The organism is Streptomyces sp. SAT1 (assembly GCF_001654495.1).
Taxonomy (GTDB): domain Bacteria; phylum Actinomycetota; class Actinomycetes; order Streptomycetales; family Streptomycetaceae; genus Streptomyces; species Streptomyces andamanensis.
This window is the reverse complement of the sequence record NZ_CP015849.1, coordinates 4,744,944-4,764,833: the sequence shown is the minus strand read 5'-3', so window position 1 is coordinate 4,764,833 and position 19,890 is coordinate 4,744,944. Positions and strand designations below refer to the sequence as shown.

Here is a 19,890-nt window from a genome sequence, read left to right as displayed (position 1 = left end):
CCAGTGGAGCCTCTACCATAACCACCTCGCCCGTTAGCTCCGGATAAGCGGTTTTACTTGAATTTGACACGCCCTGCCACGGCTGATGCGGCCGCGTCAGCACTTGCTCGCCGTCCCGTTCCATCCCATACCCCCCGTCCGGACTCCGGTCACGTCCCCCGGTGCTTCCCCACCCCTTCAAACGACCGGTCCCATCTGCGGGTTCCCGGCCCCAACGGATACAGTCACGCCCAGGCATCCAGGGGACAGGAGAGGGTCATTACCGGCAACCGGCAGACGAGCTGGGCGTTCGCCGACGCCTATGTCGCCGAGGACGACGCTCTGCGCTGGGCCCGGGAGCGGGCAGGCGAGGCAGGAGTGCGCTCGGTGACCCCCGCCGCGGGCGCGGCGCTGCGGTTGCTCGCCGCCACCGTGGACGCGAAGGCGGTCGCGGAGATCGGGACCGGCACCGGCGTCTCCGGCATCCACCTCCTGTACGGCATGCGCCCGGACGGGGTGCTGACCACGGTCGACCCCGAGCCGGAGCTCCAGCAGTTCGCCCGGCAGGCGTTCCGCGCCGCCGGCTTCGCCAGCAACCGCGCCCGCTTCATCCCGGGCCGCGCCCTGGAGGTCCTGCCGCGGCTCGCGGACGCGGGGTACGACCTGGTCTTCTGCGACGGCGACCGGCAGGAGTTCCCCGACTATCTCGCCGAATCGTTGCGGCTGCTGCGGCCGGGCGGACTGGTCGTCTTCGAAGGCGTGTTCGCGCACGGCCGGACGGTGGACTCGGGGCCGCAGCCCGCCGAGGTCGTACGGCTGCGCGAACTGCTGCGCACCGTGCGCGAGAGCGCCGATCTGGTGCCGTCGCTGCTGCCGGTGGGCGACGGCCTGCTGTGCGCGGTCAAACGCTGAACCGTCCGCCGGGCGGAAGGGCAGGGCGGCCGAGCCGAGCGGGGAAACAGCGACCCCGGTACCGCATGCGGTACCGGGGTCACCGAAAAGGCTGTGATCCGCTCGCGCGTCAGCCGACGACCTTCTTGAGGGCGTCGCCGAGCGCGTCGGCCTCGTCAGGGGTCAGCTCGACGACGAGCCGACCGCCGCCTTCGAGCGGAACTCGCATGACGATGCCCCGCCCCTCCTTGGTCACCTCGAGCGGGCCATCACCCGTCCGCGGCTTCATGGCCGCCATGCTCGTTCCCCTTCCTGAAACCCAGCTCATCGTCAAAGCCGACGGCGCACCGAAGGGCACGCGCGCGGTCCACTCCCGGAACGGTGCAGGACACACGGCACCGGCATCGAACACATTGCTTCCCAGCCATTATCCCGCATCTCAGGACCCGATGACCAACATCAGTCGGCATCGCTTGGGCAACGCGCGCGAGCAAAACCACTCAATTCGGGGATGTGGCTGCGATACTGCGCTCCCTCTCCCGGGTCTCCCGGCGGCCCGGCCGCCGGATTTCTTTGACGCAGGTCACACGTCCACCGCCCGCTCCGGCCGGTGATCTCCGTCATGCTGTCCCTCGGACACAGGACGTACCGAACGGTACGTCGGAGCCGACACCGGAGGGGAAGTCCCATGGCCGACACCGTGCTCTACACAGTGAGCGACGGACTCGCGACGATCACCCTGAACCGCCCCGAGGCGATGAACGCGCTCGACATCGCCACCAAGGTCGCCCTCCGGGAGGCCGCCGAGTCCGCCGCGGCCGACGACGCCGTACGGGCGGTGCTGCTGACCGCGGCCGGGGACCGGGCGTTCTGCGTGGGCCAGGACCTCAAGGAGCACATCGGGCTGCTGAACGCCGACCGGGAGGGCGGGTCGGGGCAGACGATGAGCACCGTACGGGAGCACTACAACCCGATCGTGCGGGCGCTGGCCGGGGCCGCCAAGCCCGTCGTCGCCGCGGTGAACGGCGTCGCCGCCGGTGCGGGCTTCGGCTTCGCGCTCGCCGCCGACCACCGGATCGTGGCCGACACGGCGTCCTTCAACACGTCCTTCGCGGGCGTCGCGCTCAGCGCGGACTCCGGCCTCTCCTGGACGCTGCCGCGCGCGGTGGGCGCGAGCCGCGCCACCGACCTGCTGCTCTTCCCGCGCACCCTCACCGCCCAGGAGGCCGCCGAACTGGGCATCGCCCACCGGGTCGTCCCGGCGGCCGAGCTGCGCGCCGAGGCCGAGAAGACCGCGCGGAAGCTGGCCGCCGGGCCGACGCTGGCGTACGCGGCGATCAAGGAGTCGGTGGCCTTCGGCCTGACGCACTCCCTGGCGCAGACCCTGGAGAAGGAGGACGAGCTCCAGACGCGCGCGGGACAGTCCGAGGACCACGCCATCGCCGTACGGGCGTTCGTCGCCAAGGAGAAGCCGGTGTACCTGGGCCGCTGACCGGGCACGCCGCCCCGCCGCCCCTCCCCCGGCCGACGGCCGCGAGCCGGGGGGCGGCAGGGTCAGGGGCGGCAGGGTCAGGGACGGCGGGCCACGCAGTCCGCGAGGTGGTCGTCGACCAGTCCGCACGCCTGCATCAGGGCGTACGCCGTCGTCGGGCCGACGAAGCGCAGGCCGCGCTTCTTCAGCGCCTTGGACAGGGCCGTGGACTCGGGGGTGACGGCCGGGACGTCGGCGAGGGTCCCCGGGGCCGTACGGTCGCCCCGGGCGGGGGCGTGGGACCAGATGAGGGCGTCCAGCTCGCCCGGGGACCACGCGGCCAGCTCGCGCGCGTTGGCGAGGGTCGCGTCGATCTTGGCGCGGTTGCGGATGATCCCGGCGTCGGCGAGCAGGCGCTCGCGGTCGGCGTCGGTGAACTCCGCCACCGCGGAGATCCTGAAGCCGGCGAAGGCCGCGCGGAAGCCGGGCCTGCGGCGCAGGATGGTGATCCACGACAGACCGGACTGGAACGCCTCCAGGCTGAGGCGTTCGAAGAGGGCGTCGTCGCCGTGGACGGGCCGGCCCCACTCCTCGTCGTGGTACGCCACGTACTCGGGCGCCGACAGCGCCCACGGGCAGCGCCGGGCGCCGTCCGGGCCCGCGACGGCGGCGCCGGCCGTCGCCGCCTCGGCCACCGGGCTCTCCGGCACCGGGCTCTCGGCCACCGGGCTCTCCACCGCTTCCTCGGTCACTGCTCGTCCTCCGGTCGGGGCTTGGTCAGGTGCACCTGCGCCCCGGTGTCGCGGACCCCGGTGTCGCGGGCCCCCGCCAGGGCGGTCTCCAGGGCCGACTCCAGGTCGGCGATCCGGGCGTCGCGCTCGGCGATCTCGGCGCCGAGCCGGTCGAGCGCGTCGTCCACGTCGGCCATCCGGTAGCCGCGCACGGCGAGCGGCAGGCGCAGCTGCTCCACGTCGGCCGGCCCCACCGGGCGGTCCTCCGGCAGCGGGTCGTGCAGCCGGTCGGGGACGGCCTCGGGCAGCGGGCCGGTGCCCCCGCCGCCCACCACCGCGAGGGTCACCGCGGCGACCACGACCGCCAGCGCGACGACGAGGAACAAGAACATAACCATCGCTGAGGTCCCCACGGAGTCCGGAGTCTGGGTCTGGGTCTGGGTCTGGATCTGGATCTGGATCTGGATCTGGTGCCATCTGGAGTCTGGCGTATGTGCCAGGGTCCGATCGTGCCATGCGGCACCGACAGTTAAGGTCGCAGGCGGCCGAAGACCGCGACGTGGGAGAAGAGGTCACAGGGGATGCTCAGGCTGGGCAGGCGTGAATTCGACGCGCACGAGCCGGTGATCATGGCGATCGTCAACCGGACCCCGGACTCCTTCTACGACCAGGGGGCGACGTTCCGCGACGAGCCCGCCCTCGCGCGCGTGGAGGAGGCCGTGGCCGAGGGCGCCGCGATCGTCGACATCGGCGGGGTGAAGGCGGGCCCCGGCGAGGAGGTGACGGCCGAGGAGGAGGCGCGGCGCACCGTCGGCTTCGTCGCCGAGGTGCGGCGGCGCTTCCCGGACGTGGTCATCAGCGTGGACACCTGGCGGGCCGAGGTCGGCGAGGCGGTGTGCGAGGCGGGCGCGGACCTGCTGAACGACGCGTGGGGCGGGGTGGACCCGCGGCTCGCGGAGGTCGCCGCGCGCCACCGGGTGGGCCTGGTGTGCACGCACGCGGGCGGCGCCCAGCCGCGGACCCGGCCGCACCGGGTGCAGTACGACGACGTGATGGCCGACATCCTGGAGGTGACCGTGGGGCTGGCCGAGCGTGCGGTGGCGCTCGGGGTGCCGCGGGAGTCGGTGCTGATCGATCCCGGGCACGACTTCGGGAAGAACACGCGGCACAGCCTGGAGGCGACGCGGCGGCTGGGCGAGATGGTCGCCACCGGGTGGCCGGTGCTGGTGTCGCTGTCCAACAAGGACTTCGTCGGGGAGACGCTGGACCGGCCGGTCAAGGAGCGGGTGGTGGGCACGCTGGCCACCACCGCGGTCTCGGCGTGGCTGGGCGCGCAGGTCTACCGGGTGCACGAGGTCGCCGAGACCCGGCAGGTGGTGGACATGGTGGCGGCCGTCGCGGGGCACCGGGAGCCCGCCGTGGCGCGGCGGGGACTGGCGTAGGGCCGGTCCTTCCCGCGCCCGCGCCGCCCCGCCTGCCGCACGGGCCGCCGCCCGGCCGCCTCGCCGCCTCGCTACTTGCCCGCTTCCTTCGACATCAGGGCCACGGCCTCCTCCACGTCGTCCGTGACGTGGAAGAGGGTCAGGTCCGCCTCGGCGGCCTTGCCCTCGGCGATGAGGGTGTGGGTCAGCCAGTCGACCAGGCCGCCCCAGTAGGCGGTGCCGAACAGGACGATGGGGAAGCGGGTGACCTTCTGGGTCTGGACGAGGGTGAGCGCCTCGAAGAGCTCGTCCAGGGTGCCGAGGCCGCCGGGCAGGACCACGAAGCCCTGCGCGTACTTCACGAACATCATCTTGCGGACGAAGAAGTAGCGGAAGTTGAGGCCGATGTCGACGTAGGGGTTGAGCCCCTGCTCGAAGGGCAGCTCGATGCCCAGGCCGACCGAGGTGCCCCCGGCCTCGCAGGCGCCCTTGTTCGCCGCCTCCATCGCGCCGGGACCGCCGCCGGTGATCACCGCGAAGCCCGCCTCGACCAGACCGCGCCCCAGCCGCACCCCGGCCTCGTACTCGGGCGAGTCCACCCGGGTGCGGGCCGAGCCGAAGACGCTGATCGCGGGCGGGAGTTCGGCCAGGGTGCCGAAGCCCTCGATGAACTCCGACTGGATGCGCAGCACCCGCCACGGGTCGGTGTGCACCCAGTCGGTGGGTGCGCGCTCGTCCAGCAGCCGCTGGTCCGTGGTGCTGGCCTGGACCTGGCCCCGGCGCCGGAGCACCGGTCCCAGGCGCTGCTCCTCCGGTGGCACCTTCTTGCCCTCGGGATTGCCTGTAGGCATATGCGCTCCCTCCACGTGCGGTCGTTCCACCCCACCCTAGGGCCCCTCGGCGGGTCCGGAGCGTGGCCGCGAGGTCAGCTCGTCAGCCAGGCGCGCAGCCGCTCCTCGCCGGTGAGGATCTTCGCGGTCTCCACCCGTTCGTCCCGCTTGTGCGCCAGGTGGGGGTTGCCGGGGCCGTAGTTGACGGCGGGGACGCCGAGCGCGGAGAAGCGGGAGACGTCCGTCCAGCCGTACTTGGGCAGCGGGACGCCGCCGACCGCCTCGATGAAGGCGGCGGCGGCCGGGTGGTCGAGGCCGGGCAGCGCGCCGCCGCTGTGGTCGTCGATCACGAACTCCTCGACGCCGCAGTCCGCGAAGACCTCGCGGACATGGGCGACGGCCTCCTCCTCGCTGCGGTCGGGCGCGTAGCGGAAGTTGACGGTGACGACGCACTCGTCGGGGATCACGTTGCCCGCGACTCCGCCCGAGATGCCGACCGCGTTGAGGCCCTCGCGGTACTCCAGGCCGTCGATGACCGGGTGACGGGGCTGGTACTCGGCGAGCTTGCGCAGGATGGGCGCGGCGGCGTGGACGGCGTTGGCGCCCATCCAGCCGCGCGCGGAGTGCGCCCGCTCGCCCTTGGTCTTCAGCAGGACGCGCAGGGTGCCCTGGCAGCCGCCCTCGACCTGGCCGTCGGACGGCTCCAGGAGGATCGCGAAGTCGCCCGCCAGCCAGTCCGGACGGGCCTCGGCGACGTGCTTGAGGCCGTTCAGGTCGGCGGCGACCTCCTCGTTGTCGTAGAAGACGAAGGTGAGGTCGCGGTTGGGGGCCGGGACGGTGGCGGCGATGCGCAGCTGCACGGCCACGCCCGCCTTCATGTCGCAGGTGCCGCAGCCCCAGAGCACGCCGTCCTCGTCCAGCCGGGACGGCACGTTGTCCGCGATCGGGACGGTGTCGATGTGTCCGGCCAGGATCACCCGCTGGTCGTGCCCGAGGTGCGTGCGGGCGACGACGTTGTTGCCCATGCGGTCCACCGTCAGGTGCGGCAGGGCGCGCAGCGCGGCCTCGATCGCGTCGGCGAGCGGCTTCTCGGTGCCGCTCTCCGAGGGGAAGTCCACGAGCTGCGCGGTGAGTCGCGCGGCGTCCAGCGTGAGGTCAAGCGGGGTATCGGCCATGCCTGCGACCTTAGCGCCCGGCTCCGGCCACGCGCCGCCGTGTCCGCCGTCACCGGCTCCTGCGGCGGTGTCCGTCTCCAGTACCTTGTACGCGTGCCAGAGCCGTCCCCCACTCCGAAGCGTCGTGGCCGCCTCCTCAGGTCGGGGGCGGCCCTCTGCGTCCTGCTCGCGGTCGCGGGCTATCTCACGGTGCAGTACCTGACCGGCGGTACGGGCCCCGGCTGCGAGGTCGTGGCGGCCGGCCGGGACGGCGGGTCCTACGAGTTCACCCCGGAGCAGGCGGTGAACGCGGCGACCATCGCGGCCGTCGGCACCGGGCGCGGCATGCCCGAGCGGGCCGTGACGATCGCGCTGGCGACCGCCCTCCAGGAGTCGGACCTGCGCAATCTGGACCACGGCGACCGGGACTCGCTCGGCCTGTTCCAGCAACGGCCCTCGCAGGGCTGGGGGTCGGCGAAGGAGATCATGGACCCGGCGTACTCGGCGGGGATGTTCTACCAGCACCTGGACAAGGTGGACGGGTATCAGCGGCTGCCGGTGACCGTGGCGGCGCAGCGCGTGCAGCGCAGCGGCTTCCCGGAGGCGTACGCCCGGCACGAGCCGGACGCGGCGCTGCTCTCCGCCGCCCTGACCGGACGGGCCGCGGCCACGCTGACCTGCCAGGGCAGGCCGGGCATCAGCCCGTCGACGGGTCCGGACGCGGTACGGGCGGCGCTGGTGCGGGACTTCGGCCGCGAGGTGGTGCAGGTGGCCGCGGCCGAGGCGGGCGGCGGCCGCGGCGCGTCGGCCGCGCCCACGGCACCGGCCGCCGGGGCGGCCACGGACGGGCGCACGGTGACGCTGCCGGTGCGGACCGGCTCCGGTGACGGGCGCAGCACCGCCGAGCGCGGCTGGCAGCTGGCGCACTGGGCGGTGGCCAACGCCTCCGCGCTGCACATCGAGCGGGTGGCGTACGCCGGGCGGGAGTGGACCGCCGGGGTGACCGAGGGCGAGTGGCGCGCGGTGGACGGGAAGAACGGCGCTCGATCCGAGGGCCCGGCGGGTTCGGCGGGTTCGGCGGCCACGGTCCGCATCACGACGGGCCGTTAGCGCCTCCCGTCCGGCTCGCCGGGCCGTGCGCGGCGGTGGGGAGCCGTGCGGATCTTCACTCTCCCGGGTGGTGGGCGAGGCGTCGGGGCGACGGCCGGGGCGGGTTTTCGCGGGGGCCGGCGGGCGGATCGCCACAGCCCTTGGGGAGACAGTGCCGGAAGGATTCAGCAGCCGTTCCGGGCGGTCGGCCTTTGCCCGTTTTTATCCACACCTGATAATGCGACGCATTACCAACTCTTTACGTTGTTCCGCCGCAACCTTCGCGCGCTTCGAGCGGTAGTCACTGCGTCCGAGCCCGGCCCGCCGGGGGCCGCACGGCCTCCGGGAAACGCCCGGCCCGGTCCGATACCTCAAGGTTCCCCTCCCGTCGAAGGAGCAACATGTCCCTCCCCCTGACCCGCCGTATCGCCCGCGCCGCGCTGCTCGTCGCCGCCGGGGCGGCTGCCGGGGTCGGTGCGGCCGGCTCCGCCGGTGCCGCGCCCCAGCTGCCGGCCACCCCGAGCCTGGGCGGCCTCACCGCCCTGGACGCGGCGAGCGTCGGCAACACCGTGGACGGTGCGGCGCAGCACGTCACCGGGGTCGCGGGCGACACCGGCGGCAAGGTGGTCAAGCAGGCGGTGCCCGCCGCGGGCAAGACCGGCGGCGGCCTGGTGAAGAAGACGACGCCGGTGGCGCAGAAGGCGGCGGGCGACGCGGCCGGGACCGCCGGCGGCCTCCTCGGCGACACCGCGAAGACCGCGACCCAGGGCGGGCTGCCCACCCAGGGCCTGCCGGTGCAGGGCCTGCCGCTGGGCGGCTGAGCACCGGCCGCAGCGCCCTCTCCCGTGTCCTGCGGGACACGTCCTGCCGAAGCCGTGCGTGCACACGGCGAAGGGGCCCGGGAATCCTCCCGGGCCCCTTCGCCGTCGTACGCCGCCGTCCTGCGTCTTCGTACGCGCCTGTCCCGCGCCTTCGTACGCGTCTGCGGGCGGGTCAGAGCCGGGCGACGGCCGCCGCCACCCGCTCGTCGGTCGCCGTGAGGGCCACCCGGACGAAGCGGTCGCCGGCCGGGCCGTAGAAGTCGCCGGGGGCGACCAGGATGCCGAGACCGGCCAGGTGCGCCACCGTGTCCCAGCAGGACTCGTCGCGGGTCGCCCACAGGTACAGGCTGGCCTCGCTGTGCTCGATGCGGAAGCCGTGGCCGAGCAGGGCCGCGCGCAGGGCGGCGCGGCGGGCGGCGTAGCGCTCGCGCTGCTGGTGGACGTGGACGTCGTCGCCCAGCGCCGCCACGACCGCCGCCTGGGTCGGCGCCGAGGTCATCATGCCGCCGTGCTTGCGGATCTCCAGCAGCGGACCGAGGACCGCCGGGTCGCCCGCGAGGAACGCGGCGCGGTAGCCCGCCAGGTTGGAGCGCTTGGAGAGGGAGTGGACGGCGACGATGCCGTCGTGGGAGCCGCCGTTCACCTCGGGGTGCAGCACCGAGACGGGCTCGGCCTCCCAGCCCAGCTCCAGGTAGCACTCGTCGGAGACGACCAGGACGCCGTGCTCGCGGGCCCAGGCGAGGGTCCGGGTCAGCTCCTCCTTGCCCAGCACCTTGCCGGTGGGGTTGGAGGGCGAGTTCAGCCACAGCAGCTTCAGGCCCGCCGGGTCCAGCTCGGTCGGCTCGTCGTAGGCCACGTACTCCGCGCGGGCCAGCCGGGCGCCGACCTCGTACGTCGGGTAGGCCAGGCGCGGGAAGGCGACCTTGTCACCGGGGCCGAGGCCCAGCTGGGTGGGGAGCCAGGCGACCAGTTCCTTGGAGCCGACGATCGGCAGCACGTGCCGGTGGGTGATCCCACGCGCGCCGAGGCGGCGCTCGGTCCAGCCGGTGATCGCGTCGCGCAGTTCGGGCGTGCCCCAGACCGTCGGATAGCCCGGCGAGTCGGCCGCGGCGACCAGCGCCTTCTGGATCAGCTCGGGGACCGGGTCGACCGGGGTGCCGACCGACAGGTCGACGATGCCGTCCGGGTGGGCGGCGGCCGTCTTCTTGTACGGCTCCAGCTTGTCCCAGGGGAAGGCCGGAAGGCGGTCGGAGACTGCGGACACGGGATCAGGCTCACTTTCTGGTGCGGGAAACGCCGCGGTCCCGCACGGCCGCCGACGCGCTCGGGGCGGTCAGGCCGTACGGGACCGGGGCGGCGGGGCCACCGGACGGTTACTCGGCCTGCGGCGGCAGCGCGGCGACGAACGGGTGGTCACGCTCGATCAGCCCCAGCTTGCTGGCGCCGCCCGGAGAGCCGAGCTCGTCGAAGAACTCGACGTTGGCCTTGTAGTAGTCCTTCCACTCCTCCGGCACGTCGTCCTCGTAGAAGATCGCCTCGACCGGGCAGACCGGCTCACAGGCACCACAGTCGACGCATTCGTCCGGGTGGATGTACAAGGACCGCTGGCCCTCGTAGATGCAGTCGACCGGGCACTCCTCGATGCACGCCTTGTCCTTCACGTCGACACAAGGCTGCGCGATGACGTAGGTCACGCTGTCGTTCCTCCTCGATAGGGCGCTGGCGGGCCTCCACAGGCTCCGCCGCCTGGCGCGCGGGAGCGCGGCGTCGTCGATGCCCGCCCCTAGTATCTCCGTTCCGGGGCATGATCCATACAGGAGGGGTGAACTGACCTGTGGAAATCTGGGCGACAGGGCCGCCAGTGGTCCGTATCACCGCTGCTGACGTGGGCAAACGGGTCTCCGTGCGGCGCTTGAGCGAACCTCGGGGAACGGGTGAGAAGTTCACCGACACGGTCGGAGTTCTCACATCATGGGACAACGGTGTGCTGCTGATCACACGCAAGAGCGGTGAAACCGTGCGTGTCGCGGAGTCCTCCATGGTGGCCGGGAAGGTGGTTCCGCCGGCCCCGGCCCGCCGCCGGGGACCCGCCGCCTCCTACCCCGAGCTGGCGCGCGCCGCAGCCCGTGCCTGGCAGCCGGTGGAGAGCGAGCGGCTCGGCGACTGGGAGCTGCGGGCGGCCTCCGGCTTCACCCGCCGCGCCAATTCCGTGCTGCCGCTCGGCGACCCCGGCCTTCCGCTCGACGCGGCCCTGGCCGCCGTACGACGCTGGTACCGGGAGCGCGGCCTGCCCGCGTACGTGCAGACCGCCACCGGCGCCGAGGGCACGCAGGAACTGCTGGGCGCGGAGCTGGAGCGGCGCGGCTGGACGCGCGAGGTGAGCGCCGAGCTGTGGACCGGGGCGCTCGCGCCGGTCGCCGACCGGGCGGACCCGGCCGCGGCCGCGGCGGTACGGCTGTCGCGCACGGCCGACGAGGCATGGCTCGCGCGCTACCGGCGCAAGGGGGTGAGCGAGGTGGCCCTGAAGGTCCTGGGCGGCGGGCCCTCGGTGTGGTTCGCGACGGTCCCGGGCGCGCACGCCGGGGACGCGCCCGCCGCGATCGGGCGGTGTGTCGTGGACGGCCGGTGGGCCTCCTTCGCCGCCGTCGAGGTGGATCCGGCGCTGCGCCGCCGGGGCCTGGCCGGCGCCGTCCTGGCCGCGCTCGCCCGGCGCGCCCTCGACGAGGGCGCCTCGGCCGCCTGGCTCCAGGTGGAGACCGACAACACGGCCGCGCGGGCGCTGTACGCCGGACTCGGCTTCACGGCCCACCACGCCTACCACCACTACCGCGAGCCGGAGCCGCAGGCGGACGGGGACGCCGCCGGGCCGCCGTCCTCACCCGCGTCGCCGTGAGGGAGCACTGGGCCGCCATGCGCCATCCCGCTCCCCCGCCGCCCGGCCGGTCCGCCGAACTGCGCCGGCGCTTCGCCGAGGAGGCGCGCGCCGAGCGGCCCGACCTGGCGGCGCTGTGCCTGCTGACCGGCGCGGTGGGCGACGGCACGCTGGACGAGGACGGGCTGGACGCGGCCCAGCTCGACCTGGACCGGCTGGCCGGGCAGCTGCCCTACCGGCCGGGCACCCCGCTCGCCTGGGCGCGGGCCGTGGGCGCCCTGCTGGGCGAGCGGTACGGGTTCCGCGGCGCGGCCGCGGACTACCAGCGGCTGGACTCCTCGCTGCTGCACGCGGTGCTGCGGCGGCGGCGCGGGCTGCCCATCCTGCTGTCCGTGGTGTGGCTGGAGGTGGCGCGCCGGGCCGGGGCGCCGGTGTACGGGGTGGCGCTGCCGGGGCACTTCGTGGTCGGGTTCGGCGAGGCGGCCGAACAGGTGCTCGCCGATCCGTTCGACGGGGGCCGGGTGCTCACCGGGGCGGACGCGGAGCTGCTGGTGACCGGGACGACGGGCGCCCCGCTGGACCCGTCGATGACGGTGCCGGCCGAGCCGCTGGACGTCGTGCTGCGGATCCTGAACAACATCCGCGCCTGGGCGGCCCTGCGGCCCGAGCGCTCCGACGTGGCGCTGTGGGCGGTCGACCTGTCGCTGCTGCTGCCCGCGCACCCGGCGCGACTGCGCCACGAGCGGGCCCGGCTGCTGGTGGAGCGGGGCGAGTTCACCGAGGGCGCGCGGGCGCTGGAGGAGTACGCGGACCTGGTGGCCGCCGTGGACGAGGACGCCGCCGGGCAGGTGCGCGCCCAGGCGCGGGCGGCGCGGGCCCGGCTGAACTGAGCCCGCCGCGCTCCCCGCGCGCCCTGTGGTGCTACAACCAGCCCTTCTCCCGGGCGATGCGGACCGCTTCCGTCCTGTTGCGGACGGCGAGCTTCTGGATGGCCGTGGAGAGGTAGTTGCGGACGGTGCCCTGGGACAGGTGCAGGGCCGCGGCCAGCTCGGCGTTGGTGGAGCCGTCGGCGGCGGCGCGCAGCACCTCGCGCTCGCGGTCGGTGAGCGGGTTGGCGCCCTCGGCGAGGGCGGCGGCGGCCAGCGTGGGGTCGATGACCCGCTCCCCGGCCAGTACCTTGCGCACGGCCGCGGCGAGCTGGGCGGCCGGGGCGTCCTTGACGAGGAAGGCGTCGGCGCCCGCCTCCATGGCGCTGCGCAGATAGCCGGGGCGGCCGAAGGTGGTGAGCACCACCAGCCGGACGTCCGGCAGCTCCCGGTGGAGCCGGGCGGCGGCCTCGATGCCGGTGCAGCCGGGCATCTCGATGTCGAGCAGGGCCACGTCGATCCCGTGGGCGTGCGCGGCGGCCACGACCTCGTCGCCGCGGGCCACCTGCGCGACGACCTCGATGTCGTCCTCCAGGCCGAGCAGGGCGGCCAGTGCCTCGCGGACCATCGACTGGTCCTCGGCGAGGAGGACCTTGATCGTGCTGCTCATGCCCGGGATCCTACGTTCCCCCCGGCGGCGGCCGGCACCCGGGCGACCAGCCGGAATCCACGCCTGAGCCGGCCCGCCTCCAGCAGGCCGCCGGCCTTCTCCAGGCGTTCGGCAAGACCGGTCAGGCCGTTCCCGGGGCCGCCGCCGGAGCCGCCCGTACCGTCGTCCTCCACGGACAGTTCGAGCATCGGACCGTCCAGGGTCTGGCGGCGCACCACCTCGACCGCGCAGCGCCGGGCGCCGCTGTGCCGTACGACGTTGGTGACGGCCTCGCGCAGCGCCCAGGCGAGCGCGGACTCGCTCTCCTCGGGGACGCCGTCGAGGGCGGGCTCGGCGGGCAGATCGCAGCCCACCCCGGCCGCGGCGAGGGCGACCCGGGCACCGGCCAGCTCGGCGGCCAGGCGCGGGCGCCGGTAGCCGGTGACGGCCTCGCGCACGTCGACCAGGGCCTGCCGGCTGACCTGCTCGATGTCGGCGACCTGCTGGGCGGCCTTGTCCGGGTGGCCGGGCAGCATCCGCCCGGCCAGCTCGCTCTTCAGCGTGATCAGGGAGAGCGAGTGGCCTAGCAGGTCGTGCAGGTCGCGGGCGAGGCGCAGCCGCTCCTCGTTCGCGGCGAGCTGGGCGACCGTGGCGCGGGCCTGGCGCAGCTCGATTGTGGTGCGCACCAGCTGCCGTACGCCCGTCATGGCGAACCCGACGAGCAGCACCAGCAGGACCAGCGTCCACATCGCCCCCGCGCCGACGGCCTGGCCCACGAGCACCATCACCACGGTGGTCGCCGGGATGGCCGCGTAGGCCACACGCAGCGGGAACGTCGTGCCGCAGACCACCGAGACGTACACGAACAGGCCGATCCAGGCCCCGCCGAGGGTCAGGGTCAGGACGACGGCGAGGACCCCGAGGACGGCGACCATGCAGGCGACGACCGGCTCGGAGAAGGGGCGGCCCATGTTCCGGAAGACCAGCGCCAGATAGGTCCCGGTGAAGGCGGCGAGCCCGGCCCAGCCGGCCGCGGTGGCCGCCGGCTGGTGGGTGCCTGCGGCCAGGTCGTGCACCGGCGAGCTGAGGAAGACCAGCCAGGGCAGGATCCACACCAGCTTGCGCCAGGCCTCCCCCAGGGTGCGCGGCGGTTCGCCCATGCGCAGCAGCCGGTCCTGGCGGCCCTGCTCGGTGCGCTCGTCCGTCATGGTGCTCACGCCTTCAGCGTGTCCTTCCGGTACAGCCAGGCCGCGCCGCCCGCGAACAGGGCGAAGAAGACGACCAGGACGGCGATGTCCTTGGCGTGCGGGGCCTGGCTCTGTTCGATGGCCTGCCCCAGAGCAGCGTACGCGTGCGTGGGCAGCCACCTGGCGATGTCCTGGAGCCACTGCGGGAAGGTGGTCGCGGGCATCCACAGGCCGCCCAGCAGGGAGAGACCGAAGTAGACGATCATGGTGATGGGGCGGACCGCGTCGCCGGTGGCGAGGTAGCCGAGGGCGACGCCGAGCGCCGCGAAGACCAGGCTGCCCGCCCAGATCGCGCCGGTCAGGGCGAGCCACTGCCAGGCGTCCAGGCGGACCTGCTTGACGACGGCGGCGACCACGAAGACGACCACGATGGACGGCAGGCTGACCACGGCCGCGCTGGCGGTCTTCGCGAAGACGTAGCCGCGCCCCGGCAGGGTGGTCAGCCGCAGCTGCCGCACCCAGCCGCTCTCGCGCTCCTTGGCGATCCGCTCGCTGTTGCCCATGAGCACGGCGGTCAGCGCGCCGAAGGAGGCCATGGAGACCATCATGTACGTCGGCAGGGTCAGCCCGGTGCCGTCGACCTTCGTCGTGCCGTCGGCCTGGCCCGCGATGATCAGGAACAGGATCGAGGGGTAGAGCACGGAGAAGAAGAGGAACTTGCGGTTGCGCAGGGCGCGGGCGAGTTCCAGCTTGATCAGACTGTTCACGACTGCTTGGCCTCCTCGGCCTCGGTGATGGCGACGAACGCCTGCTCAAGACCGAGCCCGGCGACTTCGAGATTGCGGGGGTAGACGCCGAGTCCGTACAGGGCGTGGACGGTCGCGTCGGCGTCGGTGGACTGGGCGCGGACGGTCTGCCCCGACACGGTCAGCGAGGTGAGGAAGGGCAGACCGTGCAGCGCCGCCTCGTCGATCACGCCCTCCAGGTCGAAGGCGATCCGGCGGGCGCCCGCCTTCGCCTTGATCTCGGCGGCGGTGCCGTCGGCCAGCAGCCGGCCCCGGTGCAGCACGAGCACCCGGTCGGCGATGGCGTCGGCCTCCTCCAGGTAGTGCGTCGCGAACAGGACCGTGCGGCCCTGGTCGGCCTGCTCGCGCATGGTGGCCCAGAACGCCTGCCGGGCGGAGACGTCCATGCCGGTCGTCGGCTCGTCCAGGACGATCAGGTCGCTGTCACCGGCCGTGGCGAGGGCGAAGCGCACCCGCTGCTCCTGGCCGCCGGAGAGCTTGTTGACCTTGCGGTCGGCGATCTGCGTGACCCCGGCGCGGGCCAGCACGTCGGCCGGCTCGTACGGCCTGGGGTGCAGGTCGCAGGCGAGCTTGACCAGCTCGGCGACGGTGACCTCGTCCATCAGCCCGCCGCTCTGGAGCATGGCGCCGACGCGCCCGGCGACGATCGCCTCGCGCGGGCCGGTCCCGAAGACGGACAGGGAGCCGCTGTCGGGCTGCTTGAGCCCGAGCAGCAGATCGAGGGTGGTCGACTTGCCCGCCCCGTTCGGGCCGAGCAGGGCCACGGTCTCCCCCGGGTACAGGGCGAGGCTCAGCCCGTCCACGGCCCGTACGGTCCCGTAGCTCTTGGTCACCTGGTCGAACGCCACCACCGCGGTCGCGTGCGCGGTGGTGGTCTCCGCTGTCGTCGTCATGCCCCCATGGTGGCCGGAGGCGGGGGCCGTCCGGCAGTGTCGGCGGTCCTGGGCGCGGGATGACAGATGTCATGGGCCGCGCATGACAGGCGCCGACATGCGCAGGGCCCCGGCGCGCGCGGGCGGCGCGCTCCGGGGCCCTCGCGGGACAGGCCCTAGTTCGGGTTGGTGTCGATGACCCCGACCCGGTCCGTCTTGCTCACCAGCGCCGGACGCAGCGCGGAGATCACGTCCGTGACGGTGACGGGGGTCTTCTGCCCGTTGCCGCGGGTGATCAGCACTCCGTCGAAGATGCCGCCGTAGAGGTCCTTCAGCTTCGCCTGGTCGTAGTACTCGACCAGCTTGCCGTCGACCGCCTTGACCCCGAGGAACTTCCAGAGAGACTTCTCCGGGCTCATCAGGAGCGCGTGTCCCGGCCCCGCGCTCACGGTCACCTTGGCCGACATCGCCGGCTCGGCGAACGCCTTCATCATCCGGTCGACCTCGGCGTTGGAGACGGTCGGCTGCCGGACGGTGGTCGGGACCTGGACGGGCGCGGTGCTGCCCGTCTCCACCTGGGCGCGGTACGCCTGCTCGACGGCCTGCACGGAGCGGGCGGCGTCGATGCCCTTGCCCGTCTTGCCGTACACGGCGACGGCCTTGCCCGATTCGAAGCGGATGGTGCCGTCGGTGGCGGAGCCCGCGCCGCCCGCCGCGTTCTGCAGGGCGGCCTGGAGCTTCTCCTCGTCGACGGGCATCTGCGGCTCGACCACGCGGTGGTTGCCGAACAGGGAGCCGATCACGGAGACGGGGTTGTAGTCGCTCTGCGCCGCGGCGCTCGCCGTCGCCTGGGTGTCGAGCTGGAGGCCGGCCTGGTCGGGCCTGAGGCTGACCGTCCTGCCGTCGACGCTCAGCTTCAGCGGCTGCTTCTCCAGCTTGCCGAAGGCGTCGTCGAGCTTCTTGACGGCGTCGTCGCGACTGCCGCCGCCGACGTCGACGCCGAGCACGGTGGTGCCCTTGGGCACCTCGGAGTGGTTCATCAGCAGCCCGGCGCCGTAGGCGACACCGGCGGCCACGACCACCAGACCGCCGAGCAGCGTGATCTTGCTGCGCCCCTTCTTCTTGGGCCTGGCGGCCTTGCCGGACTTCCCGGCGGGCGGGGCGCTGCGCTGGTCCGGCTCGGGCGCCGGGGCGGCCGGGTCCGTACGGGGGCCGCCCGTGCCGTCGGGGGAGATCACCGGCATGCCGCTGGTGACGGTGTGTCCGGAGACGTTGTCCGGCCGCGGGCCGTGGCCCGGGGCGCCCGGCTCGGGGGTGAAGTTCTGCGGGGTGAGGATCGCGGTGTCGTCGCTCAGCCCGCCGCCGGGGAGGGAGGTGCCCGCGCCCGGGTGCGCGGAGAGCGCGCCGGGTGCACCGGGCATGCCGGGAGTGCCGGGTACGCCGGGAGCACCGGACGTACCGGGTGCGCCGCCGGTGCCCGCGCGGGGCGCGCCCGGTACGCCGCCGTGCGGCAGCAGGGACGCGTCGCCGGTCATCGGGCCGCTGGTCGGTCCGGTGGGGCCCGGTGAACCGCCCGGTCCGCCGAGGCCGCCGGGGACGCCCGCGCCGTCGAAGCCGCCTGGACCACCGGGGCCGCCGGGACCACCGGGTGCGCCCTGGCCTCCCTGGCCGCCTTGGCCGCCCTGGGCAGGGTAGTCGGCGGGTGCGCCCTGGCCGTTGCCGGTGAAGTAGGGCAGGTCGTCCCGGCGCGGCTCGCCGCCACCGGAACCGGAGCCGGGGCCGCCGGGCCGCGAACCGCCGGACAGCGGTCCCGCGGCCAGCGCCTCGGTGACGTCGAAGGAGCCCGTGCCGCCGCCGTGGCCCGGGGCGACCGGGCCGCCGGTGGCACCGGGCAGCCCGGAGCCGCCACCGGAACGGGAGGAGCCGGTGGGGGCCCGCATGGAGCCGACCACACCGCCGGGGCGTCCGCCGCCGCCCGGCACCGTGCCGCCGGGGGCGTCCGGGCCGGGCGCGGCGGCACCGGGTCCGCCCGGGGCCGTACCGCTCGCGGAGCCGCTGCCCGCGTCCGAACCGCCCGGCAGGCCCGCGCCGTTGGTACCGCCGCCACCCGGACCGCCCTTGGCCGCGGGGGACTTGCGGGGCGCGAACCAGTCGCTGGTCGGCTTGTCCTCGCCGGACGCGCCGGACGCGCCGGACGCGGCGGTCTCGGCACCGGAGTTCGCGGCGCCGGAGTTCTGGGTGCCGGAGCTCCCGGCGCCACCGCCCGGGGACCGCGGGTCGCCGGTGCCTCCGGCGGGACCGGCGGGACCGACCGCCGGGTCGCTGCCGCCGCCCGGCCGGGACCCGGCGGCGGAAGGCCGGCCGGCCGCGCCCTCGGTCCGCGTCCCGGCCGTGTCGGCTTCGCCGTCGGCGACGGGCTTGCGCACGACCACCGGCGGAATCGGCCGGGAGCCGGGGATGTTGATCCGGATCCGGGTCGTCAGCGTGGTCTCGGTCTTGCGTTCCTCCGGCTGCGCGGCCGAACGGCCCGCGTCCGCACCGTCGTCGGAGACCGCCGGCACACCGTACGGCGGGGTCCCCGAAGGGTAGGCGGTACCCCCGCGCCCGTTGGGCCCGGAGGACGGAGTGTCAGTTTCACGACTCAAGGCAGGTTCTCCCGGTTGGCTCCGCCGCCCGACACGACCTCACTTCGCGTGGGGGTCCCCCCTGCGCGAGCGGAGTCGAGCGTTTGGGGGAGGCTCGGCGGCGCGCACCACCATACTGGCCACGTCCGCCCCTCATCCCGGGACCGCTGGGGAAACCCCCACCGGACCCGCACCGGGACGTCGGGAAGAAGTGGTACGTCACTCGCCAAGTCGGACGTCACGGCCGTCCGGTTGCCCGGCCCGCGCCCCAGGTGGCACAGATCACAGCCACGGCCATGCCGCCGAGCAGGAAGAGATAGGAGCCGCCGCCCGCCGCGAAGAAGAAGTCGCCCTCCGGGCGGCTGGTGGTGAGCAGCACGACGGCGACCAGCCAGCCGACCACGCCCGCGACGGCACCGCCCCGCCCGCGCAGCGCCCGTGCCCCGCCCAGGAAGAGCCCGGCCGCACCGGCGAGGGCGAGCAGCAGCCCGCCCGGGAACCAGGCCGACTGCACCAGCGACCCGGCGATGCCGACCACCGCGCCGAGCACGAACAGCACGAGGTAGGCGGCGGCCCGCCCGGCGGACGGCGGCCGAAGGGGCTGCGCCAGCATCGACCCGCCGGCAGCACCCCCACCACCTCCGCCGTTCCCGCCGCTCCCGCCGCTGCGCGCGGCTCCGCGTCCGGACGTACTCATCACGCCCCCGCCCCTTCTTCTTCGTCCTTTTCACCGACGCCGATCCCGGCGAACAGATCGGTCGAGGCGCCCTCGGCGTCCGCACCGGCTCCTTCCCCGCGCACCAGCTCGTAGTACTCGGTGGTGAACAGGGGCTGGGCGAGCTGGTTGGAGAGCGCGAAGTACGGCTCGGCCACCTCGATCTGGGTGGTGTGGGCGCGCATCGCGGCGGCCTTGGCGGCGGCGTGGGCGGGGCCGCCCTCGATCCGTACGGTGATCCGCTCGTCGTCGACGACACCGGGCACGTCGTCGATGCCCGCCGCCTTCTCGAACGGCAGGCCGGGCAGCTCCCCGTCCAGCCGCGCGAAGGCGGCCTCGGCGACGGAGCGCGGCACCCGGTTCCAGTACGTCCTGGCGATCTCCCAGGGCGCGCCCAGGTCGGGGCGCACGGCAGGGTCGGCGGCCAGCTCGCGGGCGCGCATGGCGACGCGGTGGGCCTGGATGTGGTCGGGGTGGCCGTAGCCGCCGTTGTCGTCGTAGGTGACGAGGACCTGCGGGCGCACCTCGCGGATCACGGCGACGAGGTGGGCCGCCGCCGCGTCGAGTCCGGCCTGCCAGAAGCAGTCCGGGTCGTCGTTGTCGGCGAGGCCCGTCATCCCGGAGTCCTGGTAGCGCCCGGCGCCGCCCAGCAGCCGGAAGTCCGCGACGCCCAGCTCGCCCATCGCGGCGGCCAGCTCCCGCCTGCGGTACGCCCCGAGCGCGGCTCCGGTCAGATGCGCCAGCTCCGGCGGGATGACCTCACCCCGCTCCCCCAGCGTGCAGGTCACGAGCGTCACCAGCGCGCCCTCGGCCGCGTAGCGGGCCATGGTCGCGCCGTTGTTGATCGACTCGTCGTCGGGATGCGCGTGCACCAGCAGCAGACGCCGGTCGGGCAGTTCCGTCATGCCCCCA

At 74.2% G+C, this 19,890-nt stretch carries 21 protein-coding genes; 7 read left to right on the top strand and 14 right to left on the bottom strand.

Translation table 11 applies throughout. From position 1 onward, the window contains the following. Positions 1-195: 195 nt before the first annotated feature. Positions 196-891 (top strand): O-methyltransferase, encoded by a 696-nt coding sequence (locus A8713_RS20690; RefSeq protein ID WP_078509682.1) that lies wholly within the window; start codon positions 196-198, stop codon positions 889-891. A 109-nt stretch (positions 892-1,000) separates the two neighbouring features. Here A8713_RS20690 and A8713_RS20685 read toward each other — a convergent pair whose 3' ends face one another. Continuing rightward, positions 1,001-1,168, bottom strand: a complete 168-nt coding sequence (locus A8713_RS20685) for a DUF3117 domain-containing protein (RefSeq protein WP_003966491.1) — start codon at positions 1,166-1,168, stop codon at positions 1,001-1,003. Positions 1,169-1,558: 390 nt separating this feature from the next. On the opposite strand from A8713_RS20685, the gene A8713_RS20680 reads away from it, so the two are divergent. After that, on the top strand, positions 1,559-2,362 hold the full coding sequence (locus tag A8713_RS20680) for an enoyl-CoA hydratase-related protein (protein ID WP_064535095.1): 804 nt from the start codon (positions 1,559-1,561) through the stop codon (positions 2,360-2,362). 77 nt (positions 2,363-2,439) lie between these two features. Here the strand turns inward: A8713_RS20680 and A8713_RS20675 are convergent, their stop codons facing one another. Together A8713_RS20675 and A8713_RS20670 are read right to left on the bottom strand one after the other, a co-directional pair. Further along, a complete protein-coding gene (locus A8713_RS20675) occupies positions 2,440-3,036 on the bottom strand; it encodes a DNA-3-methyladenine glycosylase I (protein ID WP_064537617.1) in 597 nt (198 codons plus the stop codon). Positions 3,037-3,089: 53 nt separating this feature from the next. Then, the gene (locus A8713_RS20670; protein WP_064535093.1) at positions 3,090-3,470 is read right to left on the bottom strand and encodes a DivIVA domain-containing protein; all 381 of its coding nucleotides are present in this window, start codon (positions 3,468-3,470) and stop codon (positions 3,090-3,092) included. A gap of 183 nt (positions 3,471-3,653) precedes the next feature. Here A8713_RS20670 and folP point away from each other — a divergent pair, with 183 nt between their 5' ends. Beyond that, complete coding sequence (gene folP, locus A8713_RS20665; protein WP_064535091.1) at positions 3,654-4,514, top strand: dihydropteroate synthase; 861 nt, start codon at positions 3,654-3,656, stop codon at positions 4,512-4,514. A 71-nt stretch (positions 4,515-4,585) separates the two neighbouring features. Here folP and A8713_RS20660 read toward each other — a convergent pair whose 3' ends face one another. Together A8713_RS20660 and dapE are read right to left on the bottom strand one after the other, a co-directional pair. Further along, positions 4,586-5,344 carry a TIGR00730 family Rossman fold protein gene (locus tag A8713_RS20660; RefSeq protein ID WP_064535089.1) on the bottom strand — a complete coding sequence of 253 codons (759 nt, stop codon included), beginning with the start codon at positions 5,342-5,344 and terminating at the stop codon, positions 4,586-4,588. A 74-nt stretch (positions 5,345-5,418) separates the two neighbouring features. Then, on the bottom strand, positions 5,419-6,498 hold the full coding sequence (dapE, locus tag A8713_RS20655; protein ID WP_064535087.1) for a succinyl-diaminopimelate desuccinylase: 1,080 nt from the start codon (positions 6,496-6,498) through the stop codon (positions 5,419-5,421). Between the two features lie 93 nt (positions 6,499-6,591). On the opposite strand from dapE, the gene A8713_RS20650 reads away from it, so the two are divergent. Next, positions 6,592-7,587: a heavy metal transporter gene (locus A8713_RS20650; protein WP_079159281.1), complete on the top strand. Its 996-nt coding sequence runs from the start codon at positions 6,592-6,594 to the stop codon at positions 7,585-7,587. A 380-nt stretch (positions 7,588-7,967) separates the two neighbouring features. Next, positions 7,968-8,387 carry a hypothetical protein gene (locus A8713_RS20645; RefSeq protein WP_064535083.1) on the top strand — a complete coding sequence of 140 codons (420 nt, stop codon included), beginning with the start codon at positions 7,968-7,970 and terminating at the stop codon, positions 8,385-8,387. Positions 8,388-8,559: 172 nt separating this feature from the next. Here the strand turns inward: A8713_RS20645 and A8713_RS20640 are convergent, their stop codons facing one another. Both A8713_RS20640 and fdxA read right to left on the bottom strand, forming a co-directional pair. Next, positions 8,560-9,651: a bifunctional succinyldiaminopimelate transaminase/glutamate-prephenate aminotransferase gene (locus tag A8713_RS20640; RefSeq protein WP_064535082.1), complete on the bottom strand. Its 1,092-nt coding sequence runs from the start codon at positions 9,649-9,651 to the stop codon at positions 8,560-8,562. Between the two features lie 109 nt (positions 9,652-9,760). Next, complete coding sequence (fdxA, locus tag A8713_RS20635; protein ID WP_018571242.1) at positions 9,761-10,081, bottom strand: ferredoxin; 321 nt, start codon at positions 10,079-10,081, stop codon at positions 9,761-9,763. 140 nt (positions 10,082-10,221) lie between these two features. On the opposite strand from fdxA, the gene A8713_RS20630 reads away from it, so the two are divergent. Both A8713_RS20630 and A8713_RS20625 read left to right on the top strand, forming a co-directional pair. Next, a complete protein-coding gene (locus A8713_RS20630; RefSeq protein WP_079159059.1) occupies positions 10,222-11,280 on the top strand; it encodes a GNAT family N-acetyltransferase in 1,059 nt (352 codons plus the stop codon). A 17-nt stretch (positions 11,281-11,297) separates the two neighbouring features. Beyond that, positions 11,298-12,149, top strand: coding sequence for a transglutaminase-like domain-containing protein (locus A8713_RS20625; protein WP_064535078.1), 852 nt, complete (start codon positions 11,298-11,300; stop codon positions 12,147-12,149). A gap of 31 nt (positions 12,150-12,180) precedes the next feature. Here the strand turns inward: A8713_RS20625 and A8713_RS20620 are convergent, their stop codons facing one another. From A8713_RS20620 to mshB, 7 genes are all read right to left on the bottom strand, one after another. Then, on the bottom strand, positions 12,181-12,795 hold the full coding sequence (locus A8713_RS20620; RefSeq protein ID WP_064535076.1) for a response regulator transcription factor: 615 nt from the start codon (positions 12,793-12,795) through the stop codon (positions 12,181-12,183). Continuing rightward, entirely contained in the window at positions 12,792-13,991 is a 1,200-nt protein-coding gene (locus A8713_RS20615; protein ID WP_385496317.1) for a sensor histidine kinase, read from the bottom strand. Before A8713_RS20615 ends, A8713_RS20620 begins: the two co-directional genes overlap by 4 nt. Further along, the gene (locus A8713_RS20610) at positions 13,988-14,728 is read right to left on the bottom strand and encodes an ABC transporter permease (protein ID WP_064535074.1); all 741 of its coding nucleotides are present in this window, start codon (positions 14,726-14,728) and stop codon (positions 13,988-13,990) included. Before A8713_RS20610 ends, A8713_RS20615 begins: the two co-directional genes overlap by 4 nt. Next, a complete protein-coding gene (locus tag A8713_RS20605) occupies positions 14,725-15,660 on the bottom strand; it encodes an ABC transporter ATP-binding protein (protein ID WP_064535072.1) in 936 nt (311 codons plus the stop codon). Before A8713_RS20605 ends, A8713_RS20610 begins: the two co-directional genes overlap by 4 nt. 155 nt (positions 15,661-15,815) lie before the next feature. After that, on the bottom strand, positions 15,816-18,284 hold the full coding sequence (locus A8713_RS20600; RefSeq protein ID WP_173860876.1) for a hypothetical protein: 2,469 nt from the start codon (positions 18,282-18,284) through the stop codon (positions 15,816-15,818). A 217-nt stretch (positions 18,285-18,501) separates the two neighbouring features. After that, complete coding sequence (locus A8713_RS20595; protein ID WP_443069736.1) at positions 18,502-18,960, bottom strand: DUF6113 family protein; 459 nt, start codon at positions 18,958-18,960, stop codon at positions 18,502-18,504. Beyond that, positions 18,960-19,883, bottom strand: coding sequence for an N-acetyl-1-D-myo-inositol-2-amino-2-deoxy-alpha-D-glucopyranoside deacetylase (gene mshB / locus A8713_RS20590; protein WP_064535068.1), 924 nt, complete (start codon positions 19,881-19,883; stop codon positions 18,960-18,962). Before mshB ends, A8713_RS20595 begins: the two co-directional genes overlap by 1 nt. Positions 19,884-19,890 lie beyond the last annotated feature (7 nt).

Bases quoted from the DNA above. Each gene is read 5' to 3' on its own strand.
- mshB (WP_064535068.1), bottom strand. From the start codon at position 19,883: ATGACGGAACTGCCCGACCGGCGTCTGCTGCTGGTGCACGCGCATCCC.
- A8713_RS20685 (WP_003966491.1), bottom strand. From the start codon at position 1,168: ATGGCGGCCATGAAGCCGCGGACGGGTGATGGCCCGCTCGAGGTGACC.
- A8713_RS20595 (WP_443069736.1), bottom strand. From the start codon at position 18,960: ATGAGTACGTCCGGACGCGGAGCCGCGCGCAGCGGCGGGAGCGGCGGG.
- A8713_RS20645 (WP_064535083.1), top strand. From the start codon at position 7,968: ATGTCCCTCCCCCTGACCCGCCGTATCGCCCGCGCCGCGCTGCTCGTC.
- A8713_RS20625 (WP_064535078.1), top strand. From the start codon at position 11,298: ATGCGCCATCCCGCTCCCCCGCCGCCCGGCCGGTCCGCCGAACTGCGC.
- A8713_RS20605 (WP_064535072.1), bottom strand. From the start codon at position 15,660: ATGACGACGACAGCGGAGACCACCACCGCGCACGCGACCGCGGTGGTG.
- A8713_RS20680 (WP_064535095.1), top strand. From the start codon at position 1,559: ATGGCCGACACCGTGCTCTACACAGTGAGCGACGGACTCGCGACGATC.
- A8713_RS20620 (WP_064535076.1), bottom strand. From the start codon at position 12,795: ATGAGCAGCACGATCAAGGTCCTCCTCGCCGAGGACCAGTCGATGGTC.
- dapE (WP_064535087.1), bottom strand. From the start codon at position 6,498: ATGGCCGATACCCCGCTTGACCTCACGCTGGACGCCGCGCGACTCACC.
- A8713_RS20670 (WP_064535093.1), bottom strand. From the start codon at position 3,470: ATGGTTATGTTCTTGTTCCTCGTCGTCGCGCTGGCGGTCGTGGTCGCC.
- folP (WP_064535091.1), top strand. From the start codon at position 3,654: ATGCTCAGGCTGGGCAGGCGTGAATTCGACGCGCACGAGCCGGTGATC.
- A8713_RS20660 (WP_064535089.1), bottom strand. From the start codon at position 5,344: ATGCCTACAGGCAATCCCGAGGGCAAGAAGGTGCCACCGGAGGAGCAG.